The sequence below is a fragment of the Nitrosopumilus sp. genome, assembly GCF_025699255.1.
Taxonomy (GTDB): Archaea; Thermoproteota; Nitrososphaeria; order Nitrososphaerales; family Nitrosopumilaceae; genus Nitrosopumilus.
The window spans coordinates 1-25294 of record NZ_JAILWA010000011.1 but is presented as its reverse complement, the minus strand read 5'-3'; the positions used below and the strand labels follow the sequence as shown (position 1 = coordinate 25294).

The window sequence follows — 25294 nt, the reverse complement described above, 5'->3', positions numbered from 1 at the left end:
GGTTTTATAACTTGAGGCCAAAAGAAAAAACATGAAAAAAATGCTAGTGATAATACTAGCGGTTTCAATTATAACAGTAATTCACAATGAATCATTTGCAGATAAAAATACATTTTTTGATTCAGTGAAATTCATACAATACCTAGATGAAAATACAGCACTTGAAGAAGTTAAAAATGGAAATTTGGATATTTACTATTATACAATTTCTCCAGACAGATTAGAAAATAGCAAAGAAAGAGGAGAATTGCAAGTGTTTGATTCCACAGGAGGATCATATAGTATTTTGGTAAATCCGGCAGAATCAGAAAAATTTAATCCTTTTTCTGAGAAAGAAATAAGATTTGCTCTGAATTATCTGGTTGACAGAAAATTAATTGTGAATGAATTGATGGGAGGGTACGGTTCACCGATTGTCTCTTACTATAGTCCATCAGATCCAGAATTTCTTACGGTAGTGGAACAACTAGAAGCATATGATTTCAAATACAACCCTAGTCTTGCAGAAGAAATCATTTCAGAAATACTTTACAAAAAGGGAGCAAGCAAGAATAATGGAAAATGGGAAATAGATGACGCTCCAATTGAAATTACAATTTTTATTAGAAGTGACGATCCAGTAAGAAAATCAATTGGAGAAGTGTTATCAGCAGAATTAGAAAAGATAGGATTTACAATTAAGAAAGATTTTGGAGATTTGAACAAAGCATTTGTCGTAGTATATGGCTCCAATCCTTCAGATCTTAAATGGAGTTTATACACAGAAGGATGGAATCGTTCAGCGTTTGTCAAGTATGATTCAGTAGGATTAGGTCAAATGTATTCTCCATGGTTTTCAAATATGCCAGGATTCAATGATCCAAGTTACTGGAATTACAAAAATGAAAAATTAGATAAATTAACTCAAAGAATCTATACAGGAGATTTTGAAACAGCAGAACAAAGAACAAAACTAATCCAAGATGCAATCGCAGAAGGAATTACAGAATCAGTTAGAATATTTTTGGCAAGTAAGATTGATCAGTACATAGTAAATGAAAAAATCAACGGAGTGGTTAATGATTTCGGAGCTGGGATTCCAAGTAGATTTACACCAATAAATGCAAAAAGTGAACACGATGAATTAGTTATCGGAGTGAAACAAATCTATCAAGGTGCATGGAATCCAATTATGGGATTAACAGATAGTTATAGCAGGCAAATATGGGGAATAATTTCAGATCCTGCTACGTTTAAGCATCCATTCACAGGAGAAACATTTCCTGTCAGAACCACATGGAATGTAGAAACAAAAGGACCAACAGATAAAATCAACATACCAAAAGAAGCTGTAATCTGGAATCCAAATTTACAAAAATGGGACAATGTAAGTGAGAATTCTCAAGCAATCAGTAAAGTTACATTTGATTTTAAATTCAGCAATTGGCATAACGGAGTCAAAATGGATATGAATGATATTTTGCATTCATTATATTTTACAATAGAATGGGGAACACAGACTGATCAAACAGACCAGACTTTTGATACAGAATTTACTCCACGAGCAGCCCAGAGTATTCAGACCATTAGAGGAATAAATCCGATTGATGAAGATACAATCGAAGTATATGTGGATTATTGGCATTTTGATGAAGGAGAAATTGCTGAATGGGCAGTATTATGGAGTACAGTACCTTGGGAAATTACGGCAGCTATGGAAAATTCAGTAATAGATGGAAAAGCATCATTTTCAAGATCTGGAGCTACAAACAAAAATGTAAACTGGTTGTCATTAATTATTCCAAAAGATGCAAACATGCTCAAAAATTATTTGGAAGAATTTAAACAAAAAAACTACATACCTAGAGCATTAAAAGAAGGCAACTCAAGCCAGGACTATTATGACAAAAGATACGACGCATCAATTAAATGGATTCAAACAAAAAAACACGCAGTTATTAGCAACGGGCCATTTTATTTAGAGTCATATTCTCCAGAATCAAGAACAATCAAAGTTACATCTTTTGAAGACAGCACATATCCATTCAAAAAAGGCGAATGGAGTAAATTTGAAAATACGCCATTCCCATCAATTGAAAAAATATTCATGGATAATGCAATCCAACGTGGGAAAGAAATAACCATATCAATTGAAACTAAAAATTCTGATGAATTGCTGTATTTCATCACAAACAATCACGGAGAGAAAATTGCATCAGAAGAACAAAAAATTCTAGATGACAAAGCAATCATCAACATATCGCCTGAAAATTCAAAAAAATTAGGCATAGGTGCAAATAACATCAAAATATTTGCAATTTCAAAATCAATCTTAAAACCAGATTTTTATGAAAAAACATTTTTTGTCACAGAAAACAATCCAGAATTACCAATTACAGATAATGAAAATATAGAATATTCTACAAATGAAGTGCAATATTTGACATGGATAATTTTAATTCCAATAATCATAGGGATTGTGTTGTATCTCAAGAAAAAATATCAGACTAGCCCATAGTCTTTTAAAACAGTTACAATATCAGATTCATTCTCAGATTTAGAATATTCCTCTAAAAGATTTTGGTTTAGTTCATAAAAAGTATGGCCCCATTTGAATTTGTTTAGCAATTCTAATGATTGTTCTTTTGAACCCAAAATGAATAATGATGCTGCTAATGCCTCAACAGTAGTTAATTTATTTAATTTAGAATAATTTACAGGATTTCCTGCAAGTAATGGAGGAAGTTTTCTTTTGATTCCTGCAAATTTTTTAGAAAATGCCTGATCTGCAAGATTCCAAGAACAATCTATACCAATTATAGAATTCACAATAGATTTGTCTTTGGGCAATAATGTTTTTTCAGAAAAAGGATCCAAAACCAATCCTTTAGAACCAATTTTTTTAATATTTTTGGCAAGACCGAATTTTACTATTTTAGCAGCAGTGCATTTTTTTGGATCATCTTGGTAAAACATTAAGACTTGTAATTTCATTTCAATAAATAGTCAGATTCAGAGTATTTTGAATTTACTCTAATGTTTTGTATGTAACTTTGTAGTAAAATCGTGAAACCTGTTCATCTTTGAGTACCTCAACATTCCAATTAGCATCAGGCAAGAAGGCTCCTGAAGTTTCAGGCAAAATACTGAATTTTTCTAAACGAACATCAGGTCCACTATACCTAACATTAAGATTTATTCCATCAACTTCAACAACATCATAAATCTGGCCAGGTTTTCTTGTAGATTCTCTTACGAGGCATTCTGCATCTGGTCCAATTATGCAAGTTCCTGTAACAGTAGTTACTTTAAGATCAACATTAGATTCATCTCCCCTAGTAGGAGTAATCAATGAGCCAGATAATACTCTAGGAGCAATAGTTACATCATCTACAGTTTTTTCTTGAGTGAAGATAGGGATAGTTTTTTCAGCAATCCTGTTTTCTTTTTGAATTATCGTATCTAATTTTGGAGCAGATGGTTTTTCTAAGACAACAAACTTTACAGAACCAGTATCAAAATCAGCATCAACTGTTACTTCGTATGTACCAATTGATGTAGATTTGTTTGGAATAACATATTCATGAGTAAATGCACCAGAAGGACCAGGGCGAATTGTCTTTACAGGTCCAATATTTTTACCACAGATGAATGAGCCACAGTTTATTTCAGATTCACCTTTTTTGATTACGCCTACATCAAATTTTTCCAAATAAATTAACTTGTTTGGTTTTCCAGAGATAATTACAGTATCACCAGGATAGTATTCAGATTTATCAATATTTAGTAACAAGGCTAAATCATCCTGAACACCAAATACAAAATCATTTGCAACGCTGAATATGGATTCAGTTTGAGTTGATCCATAATTTGCACGAACAGTGTATTCACCTTCATCAAAAACGGTAGCAGGCAATTCAAACAAGCTTGAAAATTCACCACCTTGGTTTGGATACACATTTGCTTCATGAATTAATTTGTAGGGGAAAGTACCATCCAGAATTCTTAATTGTACTCTATCTTTTACTACTAAGCCTTCTTCACCTTGATTTCTTTGAATTACATTACCAATTACTTTTAATTTCTCACCAGCTTTATAGAGAGATTTTTCAGTGGATACGAAAAGAGGAGTCATAGACAATGTGTCATTGTCAGGATCTTTGGAAACTTTGAAGAAAATATTCATGGTTTCAGAAGGTATAGACACTTTGATTTTGTAAATACCATAATTAGATATTCGAGTATCTCTACCATCCGCGTTTTTCAATATTGGGGGTTTCTCAAAAGAAGGAACTTTCCATTCCCATGAAAAACGTTGATTCTCTACAGTTGCTCCAGATTGTGATCTAGTACCATCAGGTTTTGTAACAGAAATAGATACAGAATGGTCACCTGTCGGAGGCAATATTCCAGTAAGATGAACAGTTTCACCTAAACCATATACATCCTTGTCAATAGAAAGAATTGCACCATCCTCTAAATCCAAAGAATCAACAATTGAGAAAGTAGTAGTGATAGTGTGTGACAAATATTGTGCCTTCACCACATAGTTTCCAACATCAAAGATATTTTTGGTAGCATCAACTTGGACAGAATATCTTCCAGATGTTTCAGGAATGGCAGTAAAATCATAATTAATCACACCACCGCCACCCAGTCTTTTTGTTTCTTGTAAATCAACAATCTGTAAAGGAGAACCATCCTCATGAGAAATTGAAACCTTTACTGGAGTGCCAGTACCATAACTTGAATTACTAAAAGGGTCCTTTACAAAACCGCTAATAGTAATTTTATCTGAAAATTCATAGATTCCGGCATCAGTCTGAATTGTCAGAGGATCATTAGAAGGGATGAAGTTTTCTGGATCCTTTACTGCATGTGCGATAATTGTTGCAGAGCCAATATCTTTGGATACGGTGATTTTGTAATCACCTAATCTAATAGAATTATCAGGAATTTTAAAAGAGTAGGTAAACGAGCCGTTACCCTCTATTTTCACACTATCTAGGATTTTAAATCCAGAATTACCTGAAGTGCTGAGAGAAGATTGTTTAGTTTGTACAATTTCCAAATCTAAATTGCTAATCCATACATCATTTAGTCTTCCACTAATAGTGACAACCTCGCCTAAACCATATGCAGTTTTGTCAGTCCACAACGAGATAGGAACGTCTTCTTTGACATCTTGGATTACTTCAAAAGTAGAGGATGCAGATTTGTCAAAATAAGTGGCTTTGATTTCATAAACTCCATAATTAGGAGACACGGTTGTAAGATATATCGAAGTTGAAAATTTGCCATTGGTGGGGAAAAGATTACCGTTTGCAACAATTTTTCCATTAGCATCAGTAACTGTAAATGACATACCTTCAAATGGAATTATTTCAGATGCAAATCCAGATATTGAAACATTTTCTCCCGGAAGGTATTGTGACTTGTTTGTAAGAATACTAATATCAGATTCTTCTTTATTTTCTTGTTCCAATATTTTATTTCCAACAGAAAAAGTTGTACTAGAGGTTGAACCGCCATAACTAACAACTGCTTCATAATTTCCTTCGTTAATTCCTAAAACTTGATGTAGACTAAGGGTAGTTTTATAATTTAATTTTAGATCTGGATACATTGTAACTACTTTGTTAAAATTTGGACCAGAGATAGTAATTGCAATCTTTTCAGGTTGGAAAAAAGGTTTGAATTGAAAAACTTCTTCAGACACACTTCCAGAAATAACTGCCACTTCACCAAACAAATAAGATGATTTGTCTGAAGAAATAGAAACTGTAACAGTGTCTGAATCTTTTGTTTGAATTAATTTTCCATTGGATGAGCCAGCAGTAGAAGTAACAAATTTCCAATCACCAAAACTGTCAGAATCATATCCATCATATAGTCTCTGCCAAGAAGTAAAATCATTTTGAATATCGCTGAAATTTGGAGTCTTATCAACAACAATATTATTTCCATCTCTTAATTCAACAGATTCATTTGAATCAGTAAACCACAAACTTTGATATGAGTATGTCAGATATTGTCCAGGTTTGATTATGGTACCAGATGATATTATCATTGTTTTTTTAAGAACAGTAGTAGACGCAATTTTCCATCCACCTATATCAACATCAGAATCAGTAGGATTGTAAAGTTCAATCCATTCAGAAATAGTTTTAGAATCATCACCAGGAGGATTTATGTCAACTTCATTAATTACAACATGATCAGAGGTCTGTGCATATGCAGGAGCCAATATTCCAGCAAAAAGAAGTACAGAAAATATAATTGGAATATTACGATTCATCGATTGCACCTAATTTTGTTGCCTAATAGACTCATTTTAGAATGGGATTGAGGAAAAGTTGAGCTTGTTGTTAAAGTCAGATATCTTAAAACCATCAAAATTTAACACTATTTTTTAGTTTTAAGGCATGCGTAGGAGTTATTCTTGAGAATAGTCACATTTTGAGCATTTGTTGGCAATTATTCTGGAACCACAGTCAATACACAAACCATCTCCAATGGAATTAGTAATAGACTGATGTCGCTTTTCAACATACAATTTAATTCCAAAATACAATAAGATTCCAATCAATGCAGAATAGTGAAATGGAACATATTGAGTAATTCCAAGCACAACAAGAAAAATTCCAAGGATTAAAACTATATCTCGTCTTTCAAATTTCAATATCCCAAAAGAATAGCATTATTCATAAAAACATGCCGAAGCTCAGTCAATTAGTTTACTTCATTTTAAAGTCAATACTCTAACTCTTCCTCATCGCTCGGCATCTAGATTATGAGATGATTTGATAATAAGATAATGATGGTGGGATTGGGGAAATTTGAATTCCCGACCTCTGCGTCCCAAACGCAGAATCATACCAAGCTAGACCACAATCCCAACAAATCCAAATAATTGCCCAATTTAAGCTTCACAGATAATCATTTTAAAGGCAAAATCAAGATCGAAGTTGTGCAGACAGAGCAATACATCAAAGCTGGAAAAATTGCAGCTGAAGTTAGAGAAATGGTTAGAATAAAAGACTGGATAGGAAAGACAGTTTTTGAAATTTGTGAAGAAGTAGAAAATGAAATTAAAAAAAGAGGGGCAAAATGTGCATTTCCAGTAAATGCCAGCATAAATGAAATTGCAGCTCATTATACTGCAGAACCAAATGATCCAATCACCATCAAAGATACAGATTTGGTTAAAATTGATCTGGGAGCACAGATCGATGGATACATTGCAGATACTGCAGTGACGGTATGTTATGATGCACAATATGATGGATTAGTGCAAGCTGTAGAAGAAGCATTAGGAAATGCAATGGCAATGATCAAGGTAGGAGTAAAAGCAAGTGACATTGGAAGAACCATTGAAACAACAATTAAACAAATGGGATACAAACCAATTGCAAATCTTAGTGGTCATTCATTAGAACAATATACAATACATGCAGGAAAATCAATCCCAAATATTTGGTCTATTGGTGGATTTTCACTTTCAGAAAATTCAGCATATGCATGTGAACCGTTTGTTACAACTGAACAAGGTGGAGGATTTGTAAGAAATGGGAAAATAAAGAACATCTTTGCGTTAAATTCCCGAAAGAAAACAAAAAATGTCGAAGCTGATAAATTATTAGATTTTATTTGGGAGAATTGCAACATGCTGCCATTTGCACTCAGATGGCTTACAAAAGAATGGGAAGTAAAAGAAGCCAAGGAACTTTTAGATTTTCTTGTAAAGAAAAAAGCAGTACAGGCATATCCGGTTCTAATTGAAGTAAATGAACAAAGAGTCGCACAAGCTGAGCACACATTTATTCCAAATGAGAACGGGGTCACCGTCACTACAAAAGCAACATGAAAATTTTAGGAGTTAAAATATTTGAGTGAAGAAGTGAGTCCTTGTCCCAAATGCGGAGGTTTTATGTTCAAAGAACAAGGTGAAGAAGCATCATGGTTTTGCCCCACGTGTAATGTGAAATACAAAACAAAATAAGATTGGATTTATTGCTCTACAGTTTCACCAAAGATTTTTTCAATTCTTGTTAATCCATCACATGAATGACAGTGAGATATTTCTGTAAATAGAATATCACCTTGATGGAATTTTCGTTTTGTAATGGTTCCACATTTTGTACATTGTTCTACAGTATACTCTGTAGTAATTTTTTTCTTTGAGAAGATCATTGTGGAACTCCCGAGGTATTACCTACTCCAATAATTACTATAGATTGTCCATCAGTAGTATTTTCACGAATCATTTCATAGACTTGTAGTCGCACATCTTCAGCAGTATCAGCGATTTCTTTAGTCATCAAAGTAATAGCTTCTTTGACAGATTGTTTGATAACTATAGAAAAAATTGGGATTTTTCTCTCTGTAGCAATTTCTTCAATTTGAAATCTTTCTGTTCCGATACCACCAATAGCAGCACCAAATCCTTGAGCAATAGATGCAGAATCTTCACCCTCCATTTTTAATGCAGCATCAATCATTATTATTACATCAATTTTATTTTCTGTAACAATTTTTTCCAATCCGTCTGCAGGTCTTCCAACAGTAGAACCAGGACCTTCAGCTTTTAAAAGATACAAAGTTCTATTTTCAAAATCAGTTTTTGAAAGAGTTGTTTCTAATGCAACTGTTTCTTTTTTAGAATCCAACATCATTTTCCCAACAATCATTGGACCAATTCCATCTCCCACAGGTTGACTCATTTTAAATGCAGGAATTGCTTCTTTCATTGCTTCTGCTTGTTCCATTATAAAAGGAAGAATCATTTGTAAAGGTAAAATCAAAGGATAGTTGTTTTGTTTTTTGGCAGTTAAAAACATGTGATTAATAATTTTGTAAATCATTTGTAATGAAGATGCAATTTCAAGCAGCGTTTGAACTTTGGTTAATTCTACATCACTCATTTCAGGAGATAGAGACTTTACATGATTTCGAGTATAATCTTCTCTAGATCTTACAGTGTGTCGTACTTTCTCAACAATGCCATTAGGATCCATATCCACAGGCATGATTGTAAAATATTCTAGAAATGTATCAATTTTGTTAATTGGATCATCTTTTGGTTTTAAATTATTTTTTACATAATGTATTAACTCATTTCTTGACTCATCTCTAAATCCATCTAATTTTTTTAATCCTTTTTTAATTTCTCTAGAAGTAACAAAGAGTTGAATGTGTTGTCCATAAAATACAAAGAGGATTATAGGAAGTATCCAAACCAGCATCATTAATGGATTAGAATCATCACCCATAGAGAACAGTTGATCAAAATCAAAATTAGTAAAATTCACTAGAATCAAGATCTCTCAGAACCAAATTAAAGCATTCGTCCTAATTTTAGAGATCAAACCTGTCCACTCGAGAAAAAATGTGTTTTTGAGAGTAAATAATGGCGAGTGCTTTTATTATAGTTCAAATACAAAAAAAGCCGAATATGCCACAAACAAAACCTATCGTAAGTGTAGAAAATGTTGTAGCTTCAGCAGACGTAATGCAGAAGATGGATTTGAATGAAATTACTAGAACATTTCCAGATGTAGAATATCATCCGGATCAATTTCCAGGTCTAGTTTTCAGATTAAAAACTCCAAAGACAGCAACTTTGATTTTCACATCAGGAAAAATGGTATGTACTGGTTCAAAATCTGAAGAAATGGCCAGAAAAGCAGTAAAAACGGTTGTACAAAAACTTCGAAAAGGAGGAATTAAAGTAAAAAAAGACGCAGTAGTAACAATTCAGAACATTGTTGCATCAATTAATCTAGGTGGAAAAATCCATTTGGAACAAGCTGCAAGAACCCTTCCAAGAAGCATGTACGAACCAGAGCAATTTCCAGGTCTCATTCATAGAATGCTTGATCCTAAGACAGTGATTTTGTTGTTCTCATCAGGAAAACTTGTCTGTACTGGAGCTAAACAAGAACCAGACGTATATCGTTCTGTGAATAACTTACATGCATTACTAGAAGAGAAAAAATTAATGATTTATGACTAAATCATAAATCAACAACCTATTTTCATTAATTTTTAATTTTATAGATGTTATTTAATGGGGCTTCCCAAAGGGACGTCACCAGTTACAGTTAACCAAAAGGGTTTGTCGTCAACATCAGCAGCTAAAAGCATTGCATTTGATTCAACACCTGCCATTTTCTTGGGTTCGAGATTTGCAAGAACAATTACAGTTTTACCAACAATTTCTTCTGGTTGAAAATATTGTGCACCCCCAATGATTACTTCACGTTGATCATTATTTCCTAAATCAATTTTACCTTTAATGATTCTAGATTTTCCTTCTATTGGTTCAGTTTCAATTATTTTTGCAACTCTAATGTCTAACTTTGCAAAATCATCATAAGATACAGTAGACATGTTGAATCTTAATTTTTCCCGTTAAAATGAATTTCGAATGTCATTGTAAATCTTTTTTGTTAATACCACTAGTTTCAATTTCATATCTTAATGCAGCAGGAATCTCCATATACTTTTTGTTAACTAGTTCAATTATTTGATCATCAGGGACATTAACTTTTTTTAATAATTTTCCTCGTTGGTGTGCATATGCATTTTTCCAAAAACCCGCACCATCTAATGTTTCAATTTTTGGCATGTATTTTGTCGGTTTCATTTTCTTTCAAATTTTAAGTGACTGTGACGGAAGAATGGCAAACGCCATTGGAACTGGAGTTAGTGTTCCGGATTTTAGGCATGTTACCCATCACAGTCTATTTCAAATACAGTTGGAATCTAATATATTTAATGCGGACTAGATATTCGTAGAATATGGCAATTATTGAAGTGCAAGTAGAAATTAATGCGCCATTAGACAAAGTATGGAATACAATTTCAGATATTGACAATGAACCAAAATTTTGGAAGGGAACCAAAGAAGTCAGGAATATTTCCAAAGAAGGAAACACAGTCAATAGAGAGGTAACAATTGCTTTTAGAGATCAAAAATGTTTGCAGGAAGTTAAAATTTATCCAAAAGAAAAAATTCACGCCACATTCACAAAAGGAATTATTGACGGAGAAAAAATCATATCTTTATCAGAAAATGGAGAAAAGACAAAACTTACTACATTTTGGGATATCAAATTAACTGGAATTATGAGCATGTTTACTGGAATGATTAAGAAACATATCAAAAGCGGAACTGAACAGGCCATGCAAAGTATCAAAGAAGAAATCGAGAGATAAACTTCATGGATTTACTAGCAGATATTTTTAATTATAGTCTAACTGCAATTTTAATTGGAATTTGTGGAGCATGGATATTTCTAATAAAATCAATGATAGATTCTTTTAGATTAACACCATACTTAGATAGATTTGAAAATACATCAAAAATAAATCCCAAAGTCTCAATAATCCTTCCAGCAAGAAATGAAGAAGAATTTATTGAAAAATGTTTAGATTCTCTTGTTAATCAAGATTACAAAAATTATGAAATTATTGTAATAGATGATTCATCAGAAGATAACACTGGAAAAATTATTTCAAAATATGCAGAGAAATATGATAAGGTGATAGCAGTCACTGCAAGACCAAAGCCAGAAGGATGGATGGGGAAAAATTGGGCATGTATGGAAGGATACAACAAAGCAACAGGAGAATTATTGTTATTCACAGATGCAGATACAAAACATGCAAAAAATGTCATTACACTAGCTGTCTCTCACTTGAATTCATTCAGTCTAGATGCTTTGTCAGCAATTCCAAAAATGTTAACATTTGATTTTTGGACAAACATCACACTCCCAATGATTTCTACATTTTTGCATACAAGATTTTCTGCATTAAATGTCAACAACCCTTCAAAAAAGACAGGGTATTTTTTTGGAAGTTTCTTTATTTTGAAAAAAACAATTTATCAAGAAATAGGAATGCATGAAGGGGTAAAACACGAGATTATTGAAGATGGTGCACTAGGGAAAAAAGTAAAAGAATCAGGATATAAAATGAAAATGGTTCGTGGAGAACATCTTATTGAGGCCATTTGGGCTCGTGACAAGAATACATTATGGAATGCATTAAAACGATTAATGGTTCCACTATATCTTCAAAGTGGAAAAATTGCCATAGGGATATTTTTTGCAATAGTATTTTTGTTATTTATCCCATTTCCAATATTTACAATTTCAACAATACTACCAACAGAAACAATACCCACAAAAATTCTATGCATTACATCAGCAATCACATGTATTTTGATTTACTTGGGAGCTGTGATTGAAGTCAAAATAGGATTAAAATTAAAATTAGCATATGCAGTCTTTGCTCCACTCGGAAGTCTTGTGGTAGTATTAGGATTTTTGAGCGGATTACTACAAGCCAAAAAAACATCAGCAGTAACTTGGAGGGGTAGAAGTTACTCAATGAAAGATCATTCTCAAAGTTCGATCAGTGTATAGCAAGCCTTTTAGATAGAAAATAGAGAATAAAAAATCTCATGGACAAATCTGGAATGTTTGTAGGTGGGGCAATAGGGGCAATAATGGTAATTGCGATTGTTGCAGTGTTGTTTAGCACTCCACCAGAATCACTAAAACCAGAAATTTCTGTAACTGATGGGAATTCAGCAAATGCAGTAGAAGAAATAGCACCAATATTTTCAAACAAGTTATCATTAATCGAAATTTTTGAAAAATCAGAACCAGGAGTAGTCAGAGTTAATGTTCAAAGAGGGGAATCAGATGACATTACAGGTGGAGTAGGATCAGGTTTTGTGTTTGATAAGAAAGGACATATAATTACAAATGCACATGTTGTAAAAAATGCAAGTAAAGTAATAGTTACTTTTCTTGACGGTAGATCATATAATGCAGAAATAATTGGGGCAGATGAATATACAGACATTGCAGTAATCAAAGTAAGTGCAGATTTAGCTTTGTTGAATCCATTATCAATAGGAGATTCTTCAAATCTCAAAGTAGGAGAAGGCATAGCCGCAATAGGCAACCCATTTGGATTATCAGGTTCCATGACTTCAGGCATTGTAAGTCAATTAGGAAGATTGCTTCCATCTGCAGATTCAGCATATCAAATCCCAGATGTTATTCAAACAGACGCTGCAATTAACCCAGGAAACTCTGGAGGACCGTTACTTAACATGCGTGGAGAAATTGTTGGTATCAACACAGCAATTCAATCAGCTACTGGAGAATTTACAGGGGTAGGATTTGCAATTCCGTCACAAACAGTTGCAAAAATTGTTCCCACATTGATTGAAGAGGGGGAATACAAACACCCATGGATTGGAATTGCAGGAAGAGACATTGATCCAGACATGGCAAAAGTATTAGATCTTCAAGACGCAGTAGGATTCTTAGTAATCACAGTAGTGGAAGATAGTCCAGCATTTGATGCAGGATTAATTGGTTCAGATAAAACAATAGAAGTAGAAGGCAGGAATTATCCAGTAGGAGGAGATATTATTTTGGCAGTAGATGGAAAAGAAGTTAGAAAAATTGACGACATACTAATTCACCTCCAAAGAGCAAAATCAGTTGGGGATGAAATGGTTATAGAAATTTTAAGAGATGGAAGGACAACAGATGTCACACTAGTACTTCAAGAGAGACCAAATGAAAATTAATTCAGAACAAGCATAAATACTTCTTAACTAGAAATTCTTCTGTTGAACAATCTTGTCTTTGATTCAGAGATTTTAAATAATATTTTAGAAAACAAACCCATCTCTTGCCAAGATGTAAATGCCATATATCAAAAAGCAGTAAAAAACCCAAACGAATTATTTACAGTTTCACAGACATTAAGAAAAAAATTTAAAAAAGATTCGGTGACATTTTCCAAAAAAGCATTTTTCAACATAGTAAATTTATGTAAAGATACATGTTCCTATTGCACATACAAAGCAGAGCCAGAAGAAACAAAATTATCTTTAATGTCAAAACAGCAAATTTCAGAATTACTTGTACTTGCAAAAAAATACAGATGCGTAGAAGCACTTTTTGTAACAGGAGAACAACCTGAAAAAAAATATCAAGAAGCAAGAGAGTGGTTAAAAAAGAACGGATTCAAAACGACTACAGAATATCTTATTCATTCATCAGAAATAGCATTAGAAACAGGATTATTCCCACATACAAATGCTGGAAATCTAAACTATGAAGAAATGAAAGAATTGAAAAAAACGAATGTGTCTATGGGCGTAATGCTAGAAAATGTAAGTGAAAGACTAACAGAAAAAGGAATGCCACATTATTTGGCAGCAAGTAAAAGACCAAAAGCAAGACTAGAGATTCTGGAAAATTCTGGAAAGTTAAGAATTCCAATGACAACAGGGATTCTTGTAGGAATTGGGGAAACAATAGAAGAAATTATTGATTCACTATTTGCAATAAAGCAACTTAATGATAGATATGGAAACATTCAGGAATTAATTCTACAAAATTTTCAACCAAAACAAGATACAAAGATGAAAGACAGCCCATCTGCAGATGAAAAATATTTCAAATTGGTGGTGGCACTTTCCAGAATTATTATGCCACAAATGAATATTCAGATTCCTCCAAATTTGTCTCCAAAGTCATATCAAAGTTTTTTATCCGTAGGAATTAATGATTGGGGAGGAATTTCTCCATTAACTCCAGATTTTGTCAATCCAGAATTTTCTTGGCCTAAAATTGATAAAGTTGATAAGTATTCAAAAAATGCAGGTTTTGATTTAAAATGCAGATTTCCAATATATCCAGAGTACTTTTCATTTATTAGTAAAGAGTTAAGAGATAAGATAGCAGTTATTGAAAATGAGGAAGGATTCGTAAAAGAGGAATATTGGAGATGACAATCAATATAGATTCACTTTTCAAAAATGCAGATCCCATAGTTGCCAAAATTTTAAACAAAGCATTATCTGAAAAAGAGGTTTCTGCAAATGAAGGATTAGAATTATTTAATGCACAAGGGATTGATTTTCATTTAGTAGGATTAGTTGCAGATGAATTAAGGAAGAGAAGAGTAGGAGACATTGTATCATATGTGGTAAATAGAAATATCAATTTTACAAATGTCTGTATCAAACAGTGTGGTTTTTGTGCATTTAGTAGAGATTTTAGAGAAGAAGAAGGATATTTCCTTCCAAATGAAGAGATTGTGCGAAGAGCAAAAGAAGCATATCAACTAGGAGCAACAGAAGTTTGCATTCAGGCAGGATTACCTCCAGACATGGAAGGAAATTTGTATGAAAATATTTGTAGAGACATCAAGAAAGAGATTCCAGACATCCACATTCATGGATTCTCACCTGAAGAAATTTTATACGGAGCAATGCGCTCAAACGTTTCAATTGAAGAATTTTTGAAGAAGATGAAAGAAGCGGGAGTAAATACACTTCCTGGCACATCAGCTGAAATTCTTGATCAAAAATTAAGAGATAAGATTTCCCCAGGAAGAATCAGTGTAGAAGACTGGGAAACAGTCATCAAAACGGCACATAAAATTGGAATTAACACAACATCAACTATGATGTTTGGTCATGTAGAAACACTTGAAGACAGAGTGAAACATATTGCAAAAATAAGAGAAATACAAAAAGAGACAGGAGGATTTACAGAATTTGTTCCTCTGAATTTCATCCATACTGAAGCTCCAATGTATAAACATGAATTACATGAAGGGATCAGACAAGGAGGTAGTGGAAATGATGTTTTGTTAACACATGCAGTTTCCAGAATAATGTTAAATAATTCCATTGACAATTTACAAATGTCATGGGTTAAAGAGGGACAAAAAATGTCTCAACTGTTATTGATGTGGGGAGCAAATGACTTTGGTGGAACTTTGATCAATGAAAGTATTTCAACATCTGCAGGTTCTGAATTTGGTCAATTATTAAAACCAAGAGAAATTAGAAGAATGATAAAAGAAATTGGAAGAATTCCAGCCGAAAGAAATACACATTATAAAATTCTGAAAAAATTTGACGGGGAAGAAGAGATCGAAGATAAATTAGATAATGTTACAGATTCACAATTTGGTTCATATGTAGAATTGATAAAAATCAATAAATTTAATTATCAAAATCCAAGGAAACAATAATTTGTCAGCCTTAGAAAAGGCACTTGCTCATTCAAAGAAAATAGGAATTGATGAATGTGATATCGTCAGAGTGAAAAAAAAGATCACAACGATTAGAATCACAGATTCTGAAATTACAGAAGTTAAACAAAACTTTGACACTAGTTTTGGAATTAGACTAATTCACAATAAAAAAATAACATCATTTGAAACAACAAATGAGGAAAAAATAGAAGAAGGAATTAACAATGCATCTAAATCATTATCCAATCTCAAATCTAAAGAATTTTGGCAAGGATTACCTCATAAAGCAGAACATACAAAATTAGAAGGAACATTCGATAAGAAATTAGATCACATATCAGGCTCTGAAAGTACAGATATAGCGCAAACAATGATTGATTATGCAAATAATCAAAAAATAAACACGATTACAGGATCACTTAACATTGTATCTGAAAACTTTGAGATATTAAATTCGAACGGATTAGATTTCAGCAATAATGCCACATACATTTCAGGAATAATTAATGCCGAATCAGAACAAGGAAAAATTCCAGTATCAGGAATCGGACATGCCAGTGGAAGAACATTATCAAATTTTTCTGCAGAGCAAATAGGACAGGATGCTAAAATAATGTGTATAGAATCAATTAATCCCCAAAAAATTGACTCAGATAAATACTCCATAATTTTTGAGCCATATTCTGTAGGGGAATTATTGGCATTTGTAGTAGCATATAATTTTAATTTTAAAACATTTGTTGAAAAAAAAAGTTGTTTTTCAAAAGAATACAATAAAAAAATTTCAGTAGAAGAATTTAGTTTAGTTGATGACCCACACATTCCAGAAGGAATTGGAACAAAATCAATAGATGACGAAGGAGTAAAAACAACTAAAAGGAATTTGATAGAGAAAGGAATTTTCAAGAACACATATTCAAATCTTTTTGACAGTTACAAAGAAAAAAAAGAATCAACAGGGAATGCATCTCGTCCAGGTTCACCAATGGGAAGGAGTACAGAACCGATTCCAATAGCAGCTCCACACAATCTCAAGATCATTTCAGGAGAACAATCTCAAGAAGAAATGATTAAAGAAACTAAAAGGGGGATTTTGGTAGGGAGACTTTGGTACACTTATGCAGTGAATCCAATCAAAGGAGATTTTTCATGTACTGCACGAAGTGGAATTAAAATTATTAAAAATGGAAAGATATCAGGACCAGGCAAATCAGTACGAATAATTCACAGTTTACCGACAATGTTAAAAAATATTTCAGCAATCGGAAACAATCAGAAAAATGTTATTCAATGGGCATCACTTCCATCAATTACCCCATCAATAAAGGCTGAAAATATTGTAATAAATCCAATTTAACTTGTAATTTAGGCACAAATTACTTGAAAAACGTAATTACAAGATACGCAGCATAACCAATTGCAAGACAGACCCCCATAGTTTTACCAATAATCTTAGTTTTTAATGCAATCAATAGTGATAAGCTAAAGATTATCATAACAGCATAATCAACATAAACATCAACTCCAACCATCACCCCACCAAGAGCTGCACCCACACCCATGATCATCAAGATATTGTAGATGTTGCTTCCAATAATATTTCCAACACCAATATCAGCATGACCTTTTCTAATTGCAATAATCGATGTTATTAATTCTGGAAGAGAGGTTCCAATTGCAATAACAGTCAATCCAATTATTTTTTCGGACAAGCCAAATTCTTTTGCCAAAACTACTGCATTATCAACTGTAAGTATTGCACCAACATACAAAAGAACAACACCAATACCAATTAATCCTACAGATTTTAGATAAACATTATTTGTGTTAGGAGGAACAATATCCTTATTTTCTGCTCGTTGTTTTATTGCATCCTTGTATGTAAAATATCCAAAGATTCCCAAACCAGATAGTAACAGTACACCATCATATTGTGAGAGCTCACCATCAACTGAAAGTAAAATTAAAAATATTGAAACGCCTAACATTATAGGAATTTCTTTTTTTAAAACAGATTTACTTACAGCAAGAGGGACAAGTATTGCTGCAGCACCAATTACCATTCCAACATTTGCAATGTTGCTTCCAATAATATTTCCAAGAATTATTGCACTATGCTCTCCGGCAGCTGCAACACTTGCAGCAAGTTCAGGAGTGGAAGTACCATATGCAACAATGGTCATACCAATTACAAGATTACTAATACGAAATTTTTTTGCAATTGCAACACCACCATTTACTAACCAATTTCCACCAAAACACAACATGATTAATCCAACTACAGTCAGTATGGCACTTATTGCAATTTCCACAAGGGAATTTTGGATGCTGGCTGTTTAAATCAGATGATATACTATAATTTCACAATTCAAACAATTCAAGCTAATTCTAAAAATAGCGATCTAGGCACGATTAGGTGTAAAAAAACCAGCTGAAAAGATCAACAAAGCTCAAGTTAAAGACTAATAAGGTAATGTACCGTACTATACGGTATGATGCGAGCAAGATTGACCTATGTGCCACTAGAAGTGGCAGACCAATTTGAGGATTTTATCATACATAGAGATGAACAAATTCTTGATGCAGTAAAAGCAAGAACAAAGGATTACAGTACGTTGTCTTTATTGAAATTATTATATCAATTAAGAGGGAATCCTATGACATTTTCGGATTTGTATTCAAAATCAAAGATCAGAATGAAAAAATCATTTTTAAATTATTTACACTTGTGTGTAGATTACAATTTTATCAAAAAGGAAGCAGTAGGAGCAAATGTAATTTACACAATTACAGACAAAGGAAGAGTTATGCTAAATTTGTTCATGCAAAAAAACGACTATGTATGTTGAACTAGATCAACTAAAAGATAATTAGATAGAGTAAATCGACGTAAACAGTGGCAAAAGAATTTCCCGAAGCCGAAGTCTTTGAATTAAAAAAGACGGAGTTGAAGAGTCCGATAATTTTTGCAGGGTTTGTGGGTGCAGGATTAGTAGGTCCAGTGTCAATTAATCATATTATTTCAGAACTAAACATGGAAGAAATAGCAGTAATGAGATCAAAATATTTACCACCGTCAACAGTATTCATGAGAGGAAGATTACGTCATCCGTTCAGATTTTATGCAAACAAAGAAGGGACAGTTTGTGCAATAATTTGTGAAATTACTTTAAGAATGGAAGGGTTGTATTCTCTGGTTTCATCAATTTTAGATTGGGCAGCACAAAAAGGATCCAAAGAAATTGTAATTCTTGACGGAGTAGCAAGCACAGAGCATGATGATAAAGCATATTGTGCCGCAGAAGAGGATTTGGTAAGGACTATGGCGGACAAAAATATCAGCATGATTCCTCAAGGATTCATTACAGGCATTCCAGGAGGGATACTAAATGAATGTCTAGTAAGAGAGATTCAGGGGTTAACATTACTAGCAAAAGCCAACAAAGAAGCGCCGGATTCAGCAGCAGCATCTACCTTAATTGAAGCATTAAATCGGTTTTATGATATGAAAATCGACACATCAGATCTCCAAAAAGAGAAAGACAGAATACATTCAGAATTTAGTGAATTATCTCAAAAATATGTGGAGCATAGAGAAGAGATAGCTGGAATGTACATGTGATCGAAATAGCAAGCAAATTCTTTTATTCATATCAGATACGCAACAAACTATGGCTTTAACCTACAAAAAAGCAGGTGTAGATATTTCTAAAATTAAACAGAGTCAAAAGGCAATTGGAAAATTAATAGAATCGACTCACAAGTTACAGAAAAAAGCTAAGATGGCACATGGTTTTGGTCATTATGCAGGAATTGTAGAAATTCCAGGAGGAAAACTTTTAGCTACACATACTGATGGAGTAGGGACCAAAGTAGTAATTGCAAACATGATGAAAAAATACAACACAATAGGAATTGATTGTGTTGCAATGAATGTTAATGACATAATCTGTATTGGAGCAACCCCAGTTTCATTTGTAGATTATATTGCTGCAAACAAAAATGATGTGACAATTTTTAAAAAAATCGTAGAAGGTTTGGTCACAGGTGCAAAAAAATCAGCAATGCCAATTGTCGGAGGAGAGACTGCAATAATGCCAGATGTGATAGAAGGAAAAGGTTTTGCATTTGATTTAGCAGGAATGGTCGTAGGATTGTTAGATAAAAAAGAAATGGTTCTTGGAAACAAAATCAAAGCAGGAGATGTAATTATCGGGGCAAGCAGTACAGGGATTCATTCAAATGGATATTCACTTGCGCGAAAGGCACTATTAACAAAATATTCAGTAAAAGACAAAGTGAAAGGAGTAGGAGTTATTGGAGAGGCATTACTAAAACCAACTGAAATTTACACAAAACCAGTTCTTGAGATTAATCAAAAATGTAAAATCAATGGATTTGCACACATTACAGGAGGGGCATTTACTAAATTATTACGCCTGAAAAACATAGGATATGAAATTGATTCATTACCTAAAATTCCACCAATCATGAAACTGATAGAAGAGCAAGGAGTAAAAGCAGAAGAAATGTACAAGACGTTTAACATGGGAGTAGGTTTTTGTGTTGTTGCATCAAAAGATCAAACACCAAAAATAAATGCCATTTTTAAAAAACACAAGATCAAAAGTCAAGAAATAGGACAAATTGTTTCAAAGAAAGGAGTTTTTGTAAACTCTGTAAAAATTGCCTAGATAAAATGTCTCCAAGCATAAGAATTTTCAATTAGTTTAATTATAAACTTCACAGCATAACATTATGACAAAAAATATTCTAGTTCCTTATGATTTTACAAATTTTGGAGATATTGCATTTGAAAAAGCAATAGAAATCGCAAAAAAATTTGAGTCAAAACTCACACTATTGACTGTGATTGGAAGTGATATAGATACATCAAACATGTCTTGGACACGAGCTCAAGAAGTACATGATGAATCAGAAAACAAAGCAAAAGAAAATTTGAATGAAATTAAAAACTCTCATATGGTGGAAAACATTCCAATTTCAGTTGAAATAGTTCATAATCCATCAAATTCAGAAGGCATCCTTTCTTTTGCAGACAACAACAACATGGATTTGATAATAATGGGATCTCATGGAAGATCAGGTTTTAAAAAAATGGTGCTTGGCAGTGTTGCATCTCAAGTAGTAACAAAAGCAAAATGCCCAGTATTAATAGTCAAACCAACAAAATAGAAAAAATATCATTCTATTTTGAAATATTTTATTAATGAATGAAAATCATAAGTGAAAATCAAGTTATTGTGATTTATTTTGATTTTTCATTTGATAAACAGACATGAATTCAGATGAAAAAGTGTTAATCATAGCTTTTCCGAGCGCAGAATTAGTAGGAGCTTTTGCCATTTCTTATCTAGTATCACAATTACAAATGGAGGATATAGGAGAACTTGAGTTTACAAAAATATCACCATCATATGTAATCAAAAAAGGGGAGATCTATGGACCAGTTCGCACATACAAAAAAGACAACATTTATGCAATTTTGTCCACCATTCCTTTGAATCCTATTTCTACATATGATCTAATAACAAAATCAATAGAATTTGCAAAAAACAATGACATCAAAAAAATAATTATTCCACGAGGATTAGAAGTAGATCAAAATTACAAAATAGAACCAGTATCATATGGTTTAGCAGCTAATAAAATTTCAAAAAGTCTTTTAGACAAATACAATCTACCACTAATTCCCAATGGAGCAATTCTTGGTGCCGATGCAAGTGTTATTTCAGCATTAAAAAATTTTGAAATACCAAGCATCATACTATATACCACTTGTAGAATGATGTTGCCTGATGATGATGCCATAATAAAATCCATCAAAACACTTACAGATATCATCAATGTTAAAGTGGAAACTGAAAAATTTGAAGAGAGATTAGAGAAAATAAACAAAGAAAATCAAAAATTAATTGAGCAAACTAAAAAATATTTTGAAAATACATCTGAATCTGCAGCATCTGTTCCTCCAGGAGTAGCATAAGCAAGCAATAAAAAAAATATTCAAAAGATCAGATATGCATTATTATCAAAAATGGAATTCTAAAAATCATTTAACTTCTAAGGGACATGTTAATTTTTAATTGGATTTAATCATCATTGAGATAATTTCCATCGTGATTCTGATAGGAATGTATGCTATTTTTAGTGGTCTTGAGATTGCTATAGTAGGTACAAGACGCTCAAAAGTCATGAGATGCTATCGTAAAAAAATTCCAGGGTCATCTTCACTCTACAAACTCAAATCAAATCCCAGCCTCATGACATCTAGCGTTAATTTAGGAAACACCTTGGTTAACGTAGCTTCTTCAGTTCTTGCTGCAGATGTCGCAATCAAACTAGCAGGAAGTCAAGGAGTAGGTATCGCCATAGGAATAATGACTTTTATAATTTTGATTTTTGGAGAAATATTTCCAAAATCATATTCACACATACAATCTGAAAAAATGGCTTTGCGATTTAGCAAATTTCTTCTTGTGTTTACTTATGTTATGTACCCATTTGTTTGGTTTTTAGAAAAATTGACAAAATTATTTTTAAAATCTATTGGAGGAAATTCTTATCCAAAACCAATCACAGAAGAAGATATCAAGGAAGTTGTAGATTTAGGATTATCAGAAAAAGCTATTGAAAAAGAAGAGCACACATTAGTAAAGAAAGCTCTAGAGTTTGACGATAAACCAATAATAGAAGTAATGACTCCTAAACAAGATATTTTTTCATTAGATGACAACAGTATGCTGTCAGATATGTTTTCATTGATTAAAGCAAAAGAATTTTCTAGAATACCAGTTTATTCTAAAACTCTCGATAATATTGTAGGAGTGTTACATATTTGGGACATTACAAAAATTCCTGAAAAAGAATATTCAAAAACAAAAATTGGAACAATTGCCAGAAAACCATTTTTTGTTTATTCTACTGAAAAAATAAGTGATTTGTTTGTAGAATTGAAAAAAAATGATAGTCACTTAGCAGTTGTTTTAGACGATAATGAAAGGCTTGAAGGAATAATCACCATCGAAGATCTTTTAGAAGAAATTGTAGGAGATATTGCAGGAGATGTACGATAATATTGATTTAATACATTTAATTTTACAAAAAACATACTTTCAAAAACTTCTATATTCGTGTAAAGAGAAGATCACATTATGAAAAAAATGAAGATTAAGAAAATCGCAGTACCTTATGATGGTTCCATTAATTCAAAACATGCATTCAATACAGCATTAGATTTAGCAGGAAAATACAAAGCAAAATTAATTCTAGTCACATGTATTGAAAAAATTAACGGTAGTCTTTTTGGAAAAGACCTATCTTTAAGCAATCAAAAACAGGTACAGAAATTTAAGGAAAAAATATCACGAGACATATCAAAATTAGAAGCCATTGCAAAGAAACAAAAGATTTCAATGACTTCAAAAATATTAATTACTGATCATCCAATGAAAAAAATTCTTTCATTTACAAAACAGACCCAAATGGATTTGATTGTAATGGGATCTCACGGCAGAACAGGATTAGACAAATTAATTCTAGGAAGTGTAGCAAACGGAGTTGTTCAAAGATCAAAAATTCCTGTTTTAATTGTAAGATAAAAAGTCAGGGGTTAATTTAACAACAAAAAAATCATTTTTCACACGATATCACCTTATATGACAGAATTTTCTGTATTTATCAGGAGAAGATGGCAGCAGAGGCACATTTTATTGAGACAATCATAGGGGTAGGTATACTTCTATTTGCAGCAAAGCTGATGGCAGAGCTTTTCCTTAGATTAAAACTTCCAATTGTGTTAGGAGAATTACTTGCAGGTATGATTGTAGGTCCATTTGCATTAGGACAATTTTTCATTCTTGATGGAAAACAGCTTTTACACATTAGCGATGAAATTAAAATTTTAGGAGAAATGGGAGCAATTGTAATTTTGTTTATGGCAGGATTAGAAATGACACCAAAAGAATTTCTCAAAGGAGGCAAAGCATCATTTACTGTTGGGACTTTAGGAGTAGTAGTTCCGTTCTTTGCAGGCCTCGCAGTATTCCAAATGTTTGGATTTGATGCATTGCAGTCAATGTTAATTGCTACTGCACTTACAGCTACAAGTATTGCAATTTCAATTCAAGTGTTAAGTGAATTTGGTAAAATCAAAGCACCGGAAGCTAGACTCATCATTGGGGCGGCAGTAGTAGACGACATTTTGGCAATTGCAGTCTTATCAGTGGTCACATCCATCGCAGGTTCAGATGGAGGCGTAGATAATATTGAAATCACAGAAGTAATGATTACAATTTTGCAAGTATTAGGATTCTTTGCAATAATGTTAGTAGTGGCAGTGGTCATCATTCCAAAAATAATTACACCAAGATTATGGAAGGCAAAAGGCAGTGTAGAAGGAATTGCAACTGCGTCGTTTTTTGGGGCGGCGGCGTTAGCTGGGTCTATCGGATTATCACCGATTGTAGGGGCATTTGCAGTAGGAATGGCATTGTCAACCACCAAAGTATTTGAAAAAGTAGAAAATTATATTGGAAAAATAGGATTGATCTTTGCACCACTGTTCTTTGCAATTATTGGAGCGCAAGTAGATCTCAGAGCTGTTAATTTAGAAATTTTGATGTTAAGTGGAGTCATTATCGTAGTTGCAATTGTAACAAAGTTGTTCGGATGTGGATTACCTGCAATGTTCTTTTTGAAAAATAAAGCTCAGGGAATGAGAGTAGGCATTGGGATGATTTCAAGAGGAGAAGTGGGATTGATTGTTGCAGGAGTAGGAGTAACAGCAGGAGTTCTAACATCAGAAGTATATTCTACAATTGTAATTATGGTAGCAGTCACTACAATCATCACACCAATCTGGCTTAAAATAGAATACAAGAAAGAGCAAAGAAAAAGTGGAGATGCAACTCCCAGTACAATGGAAAACAAGGTAGAATAATTCATCAATAAATCTTAAATTATATAGAAAAGCCTTCAGTTCAATTCATGTCAGAAACAAGTAACGATTCATTTAGAATAGAAATGGTTGCAGAAATCAAGAAAATACAATCAGAATTAAACGAATTAAAAGCAATGAAAAGAAATATTGCAAAAACACCATCAAAGAGAAAACCAGCTAAAAAGACAGTAGCAAAGAAAAAGGCAGTGAAAAGAAAACCAGCTAAAAAGACAGTAGCAAAGAAAAAGGCAGTGAAAAGAAAACCAG

At 32.8% G+C, this 25294-nt stretch carries 26 protein-coding genes and 1 tRNA gene; 18 read left to right on the top strand and 9 right to left on the bottom strand.

Annotated features, from left to right (window positions below):
* Positions 1-31 precede the first annotated feature (31 nt).
* A complete protein-coding gene (locus K5781_RS08760) occupies positions 32-2497 on the top strand; it encodes an ABC transporter substrate-binding protein (RefSeq protein WP_297443016.1) in 2466 nt (821 codons plus the stop codon).
* Here the strand turns inward: K5781_RS08760 and K5781_RS08755 are convergent.
* The 4 genes from K5781_RS08755 to K5781_RS08740 all read right to left on the bottom strand — a co-directional run bounded on the left by K5781_RS08755 (position 2482) and on the right by K5781_RS08740 (position 6877).
* A complete protein-coding gene (locus tag K5781_RS08755; RefSeq protein WP_297443013.1) occupies positions 2482-2973 on the bottom strand; it encodes a DUF367 family protein in 492 nt (163 codons plus the stop codon). The two genes, K5781_RS08760 and K5781_RS08755, sit on opposite strands and share 16 nt — an antisense overlap.
* A 34-nt stretch (positions 2974-3007) precedes the next feature.
* Positions 3008-6277 (bottom strand): lamin tail domain-containing protein, encoded by a 3270-nt coding sequence (locus K5781_RS08750; protein ID WP_297443010.1) that lies wholly within the window; start codon positions 6275-6277, stop codon positions 3008-3010.
* A gap of 138 nt (positions 6278-6415) precedes the next feature.
* Positions 6416-6661 carry a hypothetical protein gene (locus tag K5781_RS08745; protein ID WP_297443007.1) on the bottom strand — a complete coding sequence of 82 codons (246 nt, stop codon included), beginning with the start codon at positions 6659-6661 and terminating at the stop codon, positions 6416-6418.
* Positions 6662-6800: 139 nt separating this feature from the next.
* Positions 6801-6877, bottom strand: a tRNA-Pro gene (locus K5781_RS08740).
* A gap of 72 nt (positions 6878-6949) precedes the next feature.
* Between K5781_RS08740 and map the strand changes: the two genes are divergently transcribed.
* The gene (map, locus tag K5781_RS08735) at positions 6950-7846 is read left to right on the top strand and encodes a type II methionyl aminopeptidase (protein WP_297443003.1); all 897 of its coding nucleotides are present in this window, start codon (positions 6950-6952) and stop codon (positions 7844-7846) included.
* A 143-nt stretch (positions 7847-7989) separates the two neighbouring features.
* On the opposite strand, the gene K5781_RS08730 is transcribed toward map, so the two are convergent.
* Together K5781_RS08730 and K5781_RS08725 are read right to left on the bottom strand one after the other, a co-directional pair.
* A complete protein-coding gene (locus K5781_RS08730; RefSeq protein WP_297443000.1) occupies positions 7990-8172 on the bottom strand; it encodes a hypothetical protein in 183 nt (60 codons plus the stop codon).
* Positions 8169-9290 carry a DUF1512 domain-containing protein gene (locus K5781_RS08725; protein ID WP_297442997.1) on the bottom strand — a complete coding sequence of 374 codons (1122 nt, stop codon included), beginning with the start codon at positions 9288-9290 and terminating at the stop codon, positions 8169-8171. Before K5781_RS08725 ends, K5781_RS08730 begins: the two co-directional genes overlap by 4 nt.
* Positions 9291-9433: 143 nt before the next feature.
* Here K5781_RS08725 and K5781_RS08720 point away from each other — a divergent pair, with 143 nt between their 5' ends.
* On the top strand, positions 9434-9994 hold the full coding sequence (locus K5781_RS08720; protein WP_014964804.1) for a TATA-box-binding protein: 561 nt from the start codon (positions 9434-9436) through the stop codon (positions 9992-9994).
* Positions 9995-10041: 47 nt separating this feature from the next.
* Here K5781_RS08720 and K5781_RS08715 read toward each other — a convergent pair whose 3' ends face one another.
* Positions 10042-10371, bottom strand: coding sequence for a tRNA-binding protein (locus tag K5781_RS08715; protein WP_297442992.1), 330 nt, complete (start codon positions 10369-10371; stop codon positions 10042-10044).
* 40 nt (positions 10372-10411) lie between these two features.
* Positions 10412-10627, bottom strand: a complete 216-nt coding sequence (locus tag K5781_RS08710; protein WP_297442989.1) for a hypothetical protein — start codon at positions 10625-10627, stop codon at positions 10412-10414.
* Positions 10628-10782: 155 nt separating this feature from the next.
* Between K5781_RS08710 and K5781_RS08705 the strand changes: the two genes are divergently transcribed.
* Genes K5781_RS08705 through K5781_RS08680 form a run of 6 tightly spaced genes read left to right on the top strand, consistent with a single transcriptional unit; the run spans position 10783 to position 17422 of the window.
* Entirely contained in the window at positions 10783-11199 is a 417-nt protein-coding gene (locus K5781_RS08705; protein WP_297442986.1) for an SRPBCC family protein, read from the top strand.
* 5 nt (positions 11200-11204) lie between these two features.
* Positions 11205-12413, top strand: a complete 1209-nt coding sequence (locus K5781_RS08700; protein ID WP_297442983.1) for a glycosyltransferase — start codon at positions 11205-11207, stop codon at positions 12411-12413.
* A 38-nt stretch (positions 12414-12451) separates the two neighbouring features.
* Entirely contained in the window at positions 12452-13597 is a 1146-nt protein-coding gene (locus tag K5781_RS08695; RefSeq protein WP_297442981.1) for a trypsin-like peptidase domain-containing protein, read from the top strand.
* Positions 13598-13639: 42 nt separating this feature from the next.
* Positions 13640-14809, top strand: a complete 1170-nt coding sequence (gene cofG / locus K5781_RS08690; protein WP_297442978.1) for a 7,8-didemethyl-8-hydroxy-5-deazariboflavin synthase subunit CofG — start codon at positions 13640-13642, stop codon at positions 14807-14809.
* On the top strand, positions 14806-16062 hold the full coding sequence (gene cofH, locus K5781_RS08685; RefSeq protein WP_297442975.1) for a 5-amino-6-(D-ribitylamino)uracil--L-tyrosine 4-hydroxyphenyl transferase CofH: 1257 nt from the start codon (positions 14806-14808) through the stop codon (positions 16060-16062). The genes cofG and cofH overlap by 4 nt, the downstream gene beginning before the upstream one ends.
* 1 nt (position 16063) lies before the next feature.
* Positions 16064-17422 carry a TldD/PmbA family protein gene (locus tag K5781_RS08680; protein WP_297442971.1) on the top strand — a complete coding sequence of 453 codons (1359 nt, stop codon included), beginning with the start codon at positions 16064-16066 and terminating at the stop codon, positions 17420-17422.
* Between the two features lie 19 nt (positions 17423-17441).
* Here the strand turns inward: K5781_RS08680 and K5781_RS08675 are convergent, their stop codons facing one another.
* Positions 17442-18377 carry a calcium/sodium antiporter gene (locus K5781_RS08675; RefSeq protein WP_297442968.1) on the bottom strand — a complete coding sequence of 312 codons (936 nt, stop codon included), beginning with the start codon at positions 18375-18377 and terminating at the stop codon, positions 17442-17444.
* Between the two features lie 180 nt (positions 18378-18557).
* Between K5781_RS08675 and K5781_RS08670 the strand changes: the two genes are divergently transcribed.
* The 9 genes from K5781_RS08670 to K5781_RS08630 all read left to right on the top strand — a co-directional run.
* Positions 18558-18914, top strand: coding sequence for a hypothetical protein (locus tag K5781_RS08670; RefSeq protein WP_297442965.1), 357 nt, complete (start codon positions 18558-18560; stop codon positions 18912-18914).
* Positions 18915-18961: 47 nt separating this feature from the next.
* Positions 18962-19687, top strand: a complete 726-nt coding sequence (locus tag K5781_RS08665; RefSeq protein ID WP_297442962.1) for a PAC2 family protein — start codon at positions 18962-18964, stop codon at positions 19685-19687.
* A 49-nt stretch (positions 19688-19736) separates the two neighbouring features.
* Positions 19737-20759 carry a phosphoribosylformylglycinamidine cyclo-ligase gene (gene purM, locus K5781_RS08660; RefSeq protein ID WP_297442959.1) on the top strand — a complete coding sequence of 341 codons (1023 nt, stop codon included), beginning with the start codon at positions 19737-19739 and terminating at the stop codon, positions 20757-20759.
* Between the two features lie 64 nt (positions 20760-20823).
* The gene (locus K5781_RS08655) at positions 20824-21261 is read left to right on the top strand and encodes a universal stress protein (protein ID WP_297442956.1); all 438 of its coding nucleotides are present in this window, start codon (positions 20824-20826) and stop codon (positions 21259-21261) included.
* A gap of 103 nt (positions 21262-21364) precedes the next feature.
* Complete coding sequence (locus K5781_RS08650; protein WP_297442953.1) at positions 21365-22072, top strand: PAC2 family protein; 708 nt, start codon at positions 21365-21367, stop codon at positions 22070-22072.
* Positions 22073-22205: 133 nt separating this feature from the next.
* The gene (locus K5781_RS08645) at positions 22206-23162 is read left to right on the top strand and encodes a hemolysin family protein (protein WP_297442950.1); all 957 of its coding nucleotides are present in this window, start codon (positions 22206-22208) and stop codon (positions 23160-23162) included.
* Between the two features lie 78 nt (positions 23163-23240).
* Complete coding sequence (locus K5781_RS08640) at positions 23241-23687, top strand: universal stress protein (RefSeq protein WP_297442947.1); 447 nt, start codon at positions 23241-23243, stop codon at positions 23685-23687.
* A gap of 89 nt (positions 23688-23776) precedes the next feature.
* Positions 23777-25027 carry a cation:proton antiporter gene (locus K5781_RS08635; RefSeq protein ID WP_297442944.1) on the top strand — a complete coding sequence of 417 codons (1251 nt, stop codon included), beginning with the start codon at positions 23777-23779 and terminating at the stop codon, positions 25025-25027.
* A 47-nt stretch (positions 25028-25074) separates the two neighbouring features.
* On the top strand, positions 25075-25294 hold a 220-nt coding region (locus K5781_RS08630), incomplete at its 3' end, for a hypothetical protein (RefSeq protein WP_297442941.1).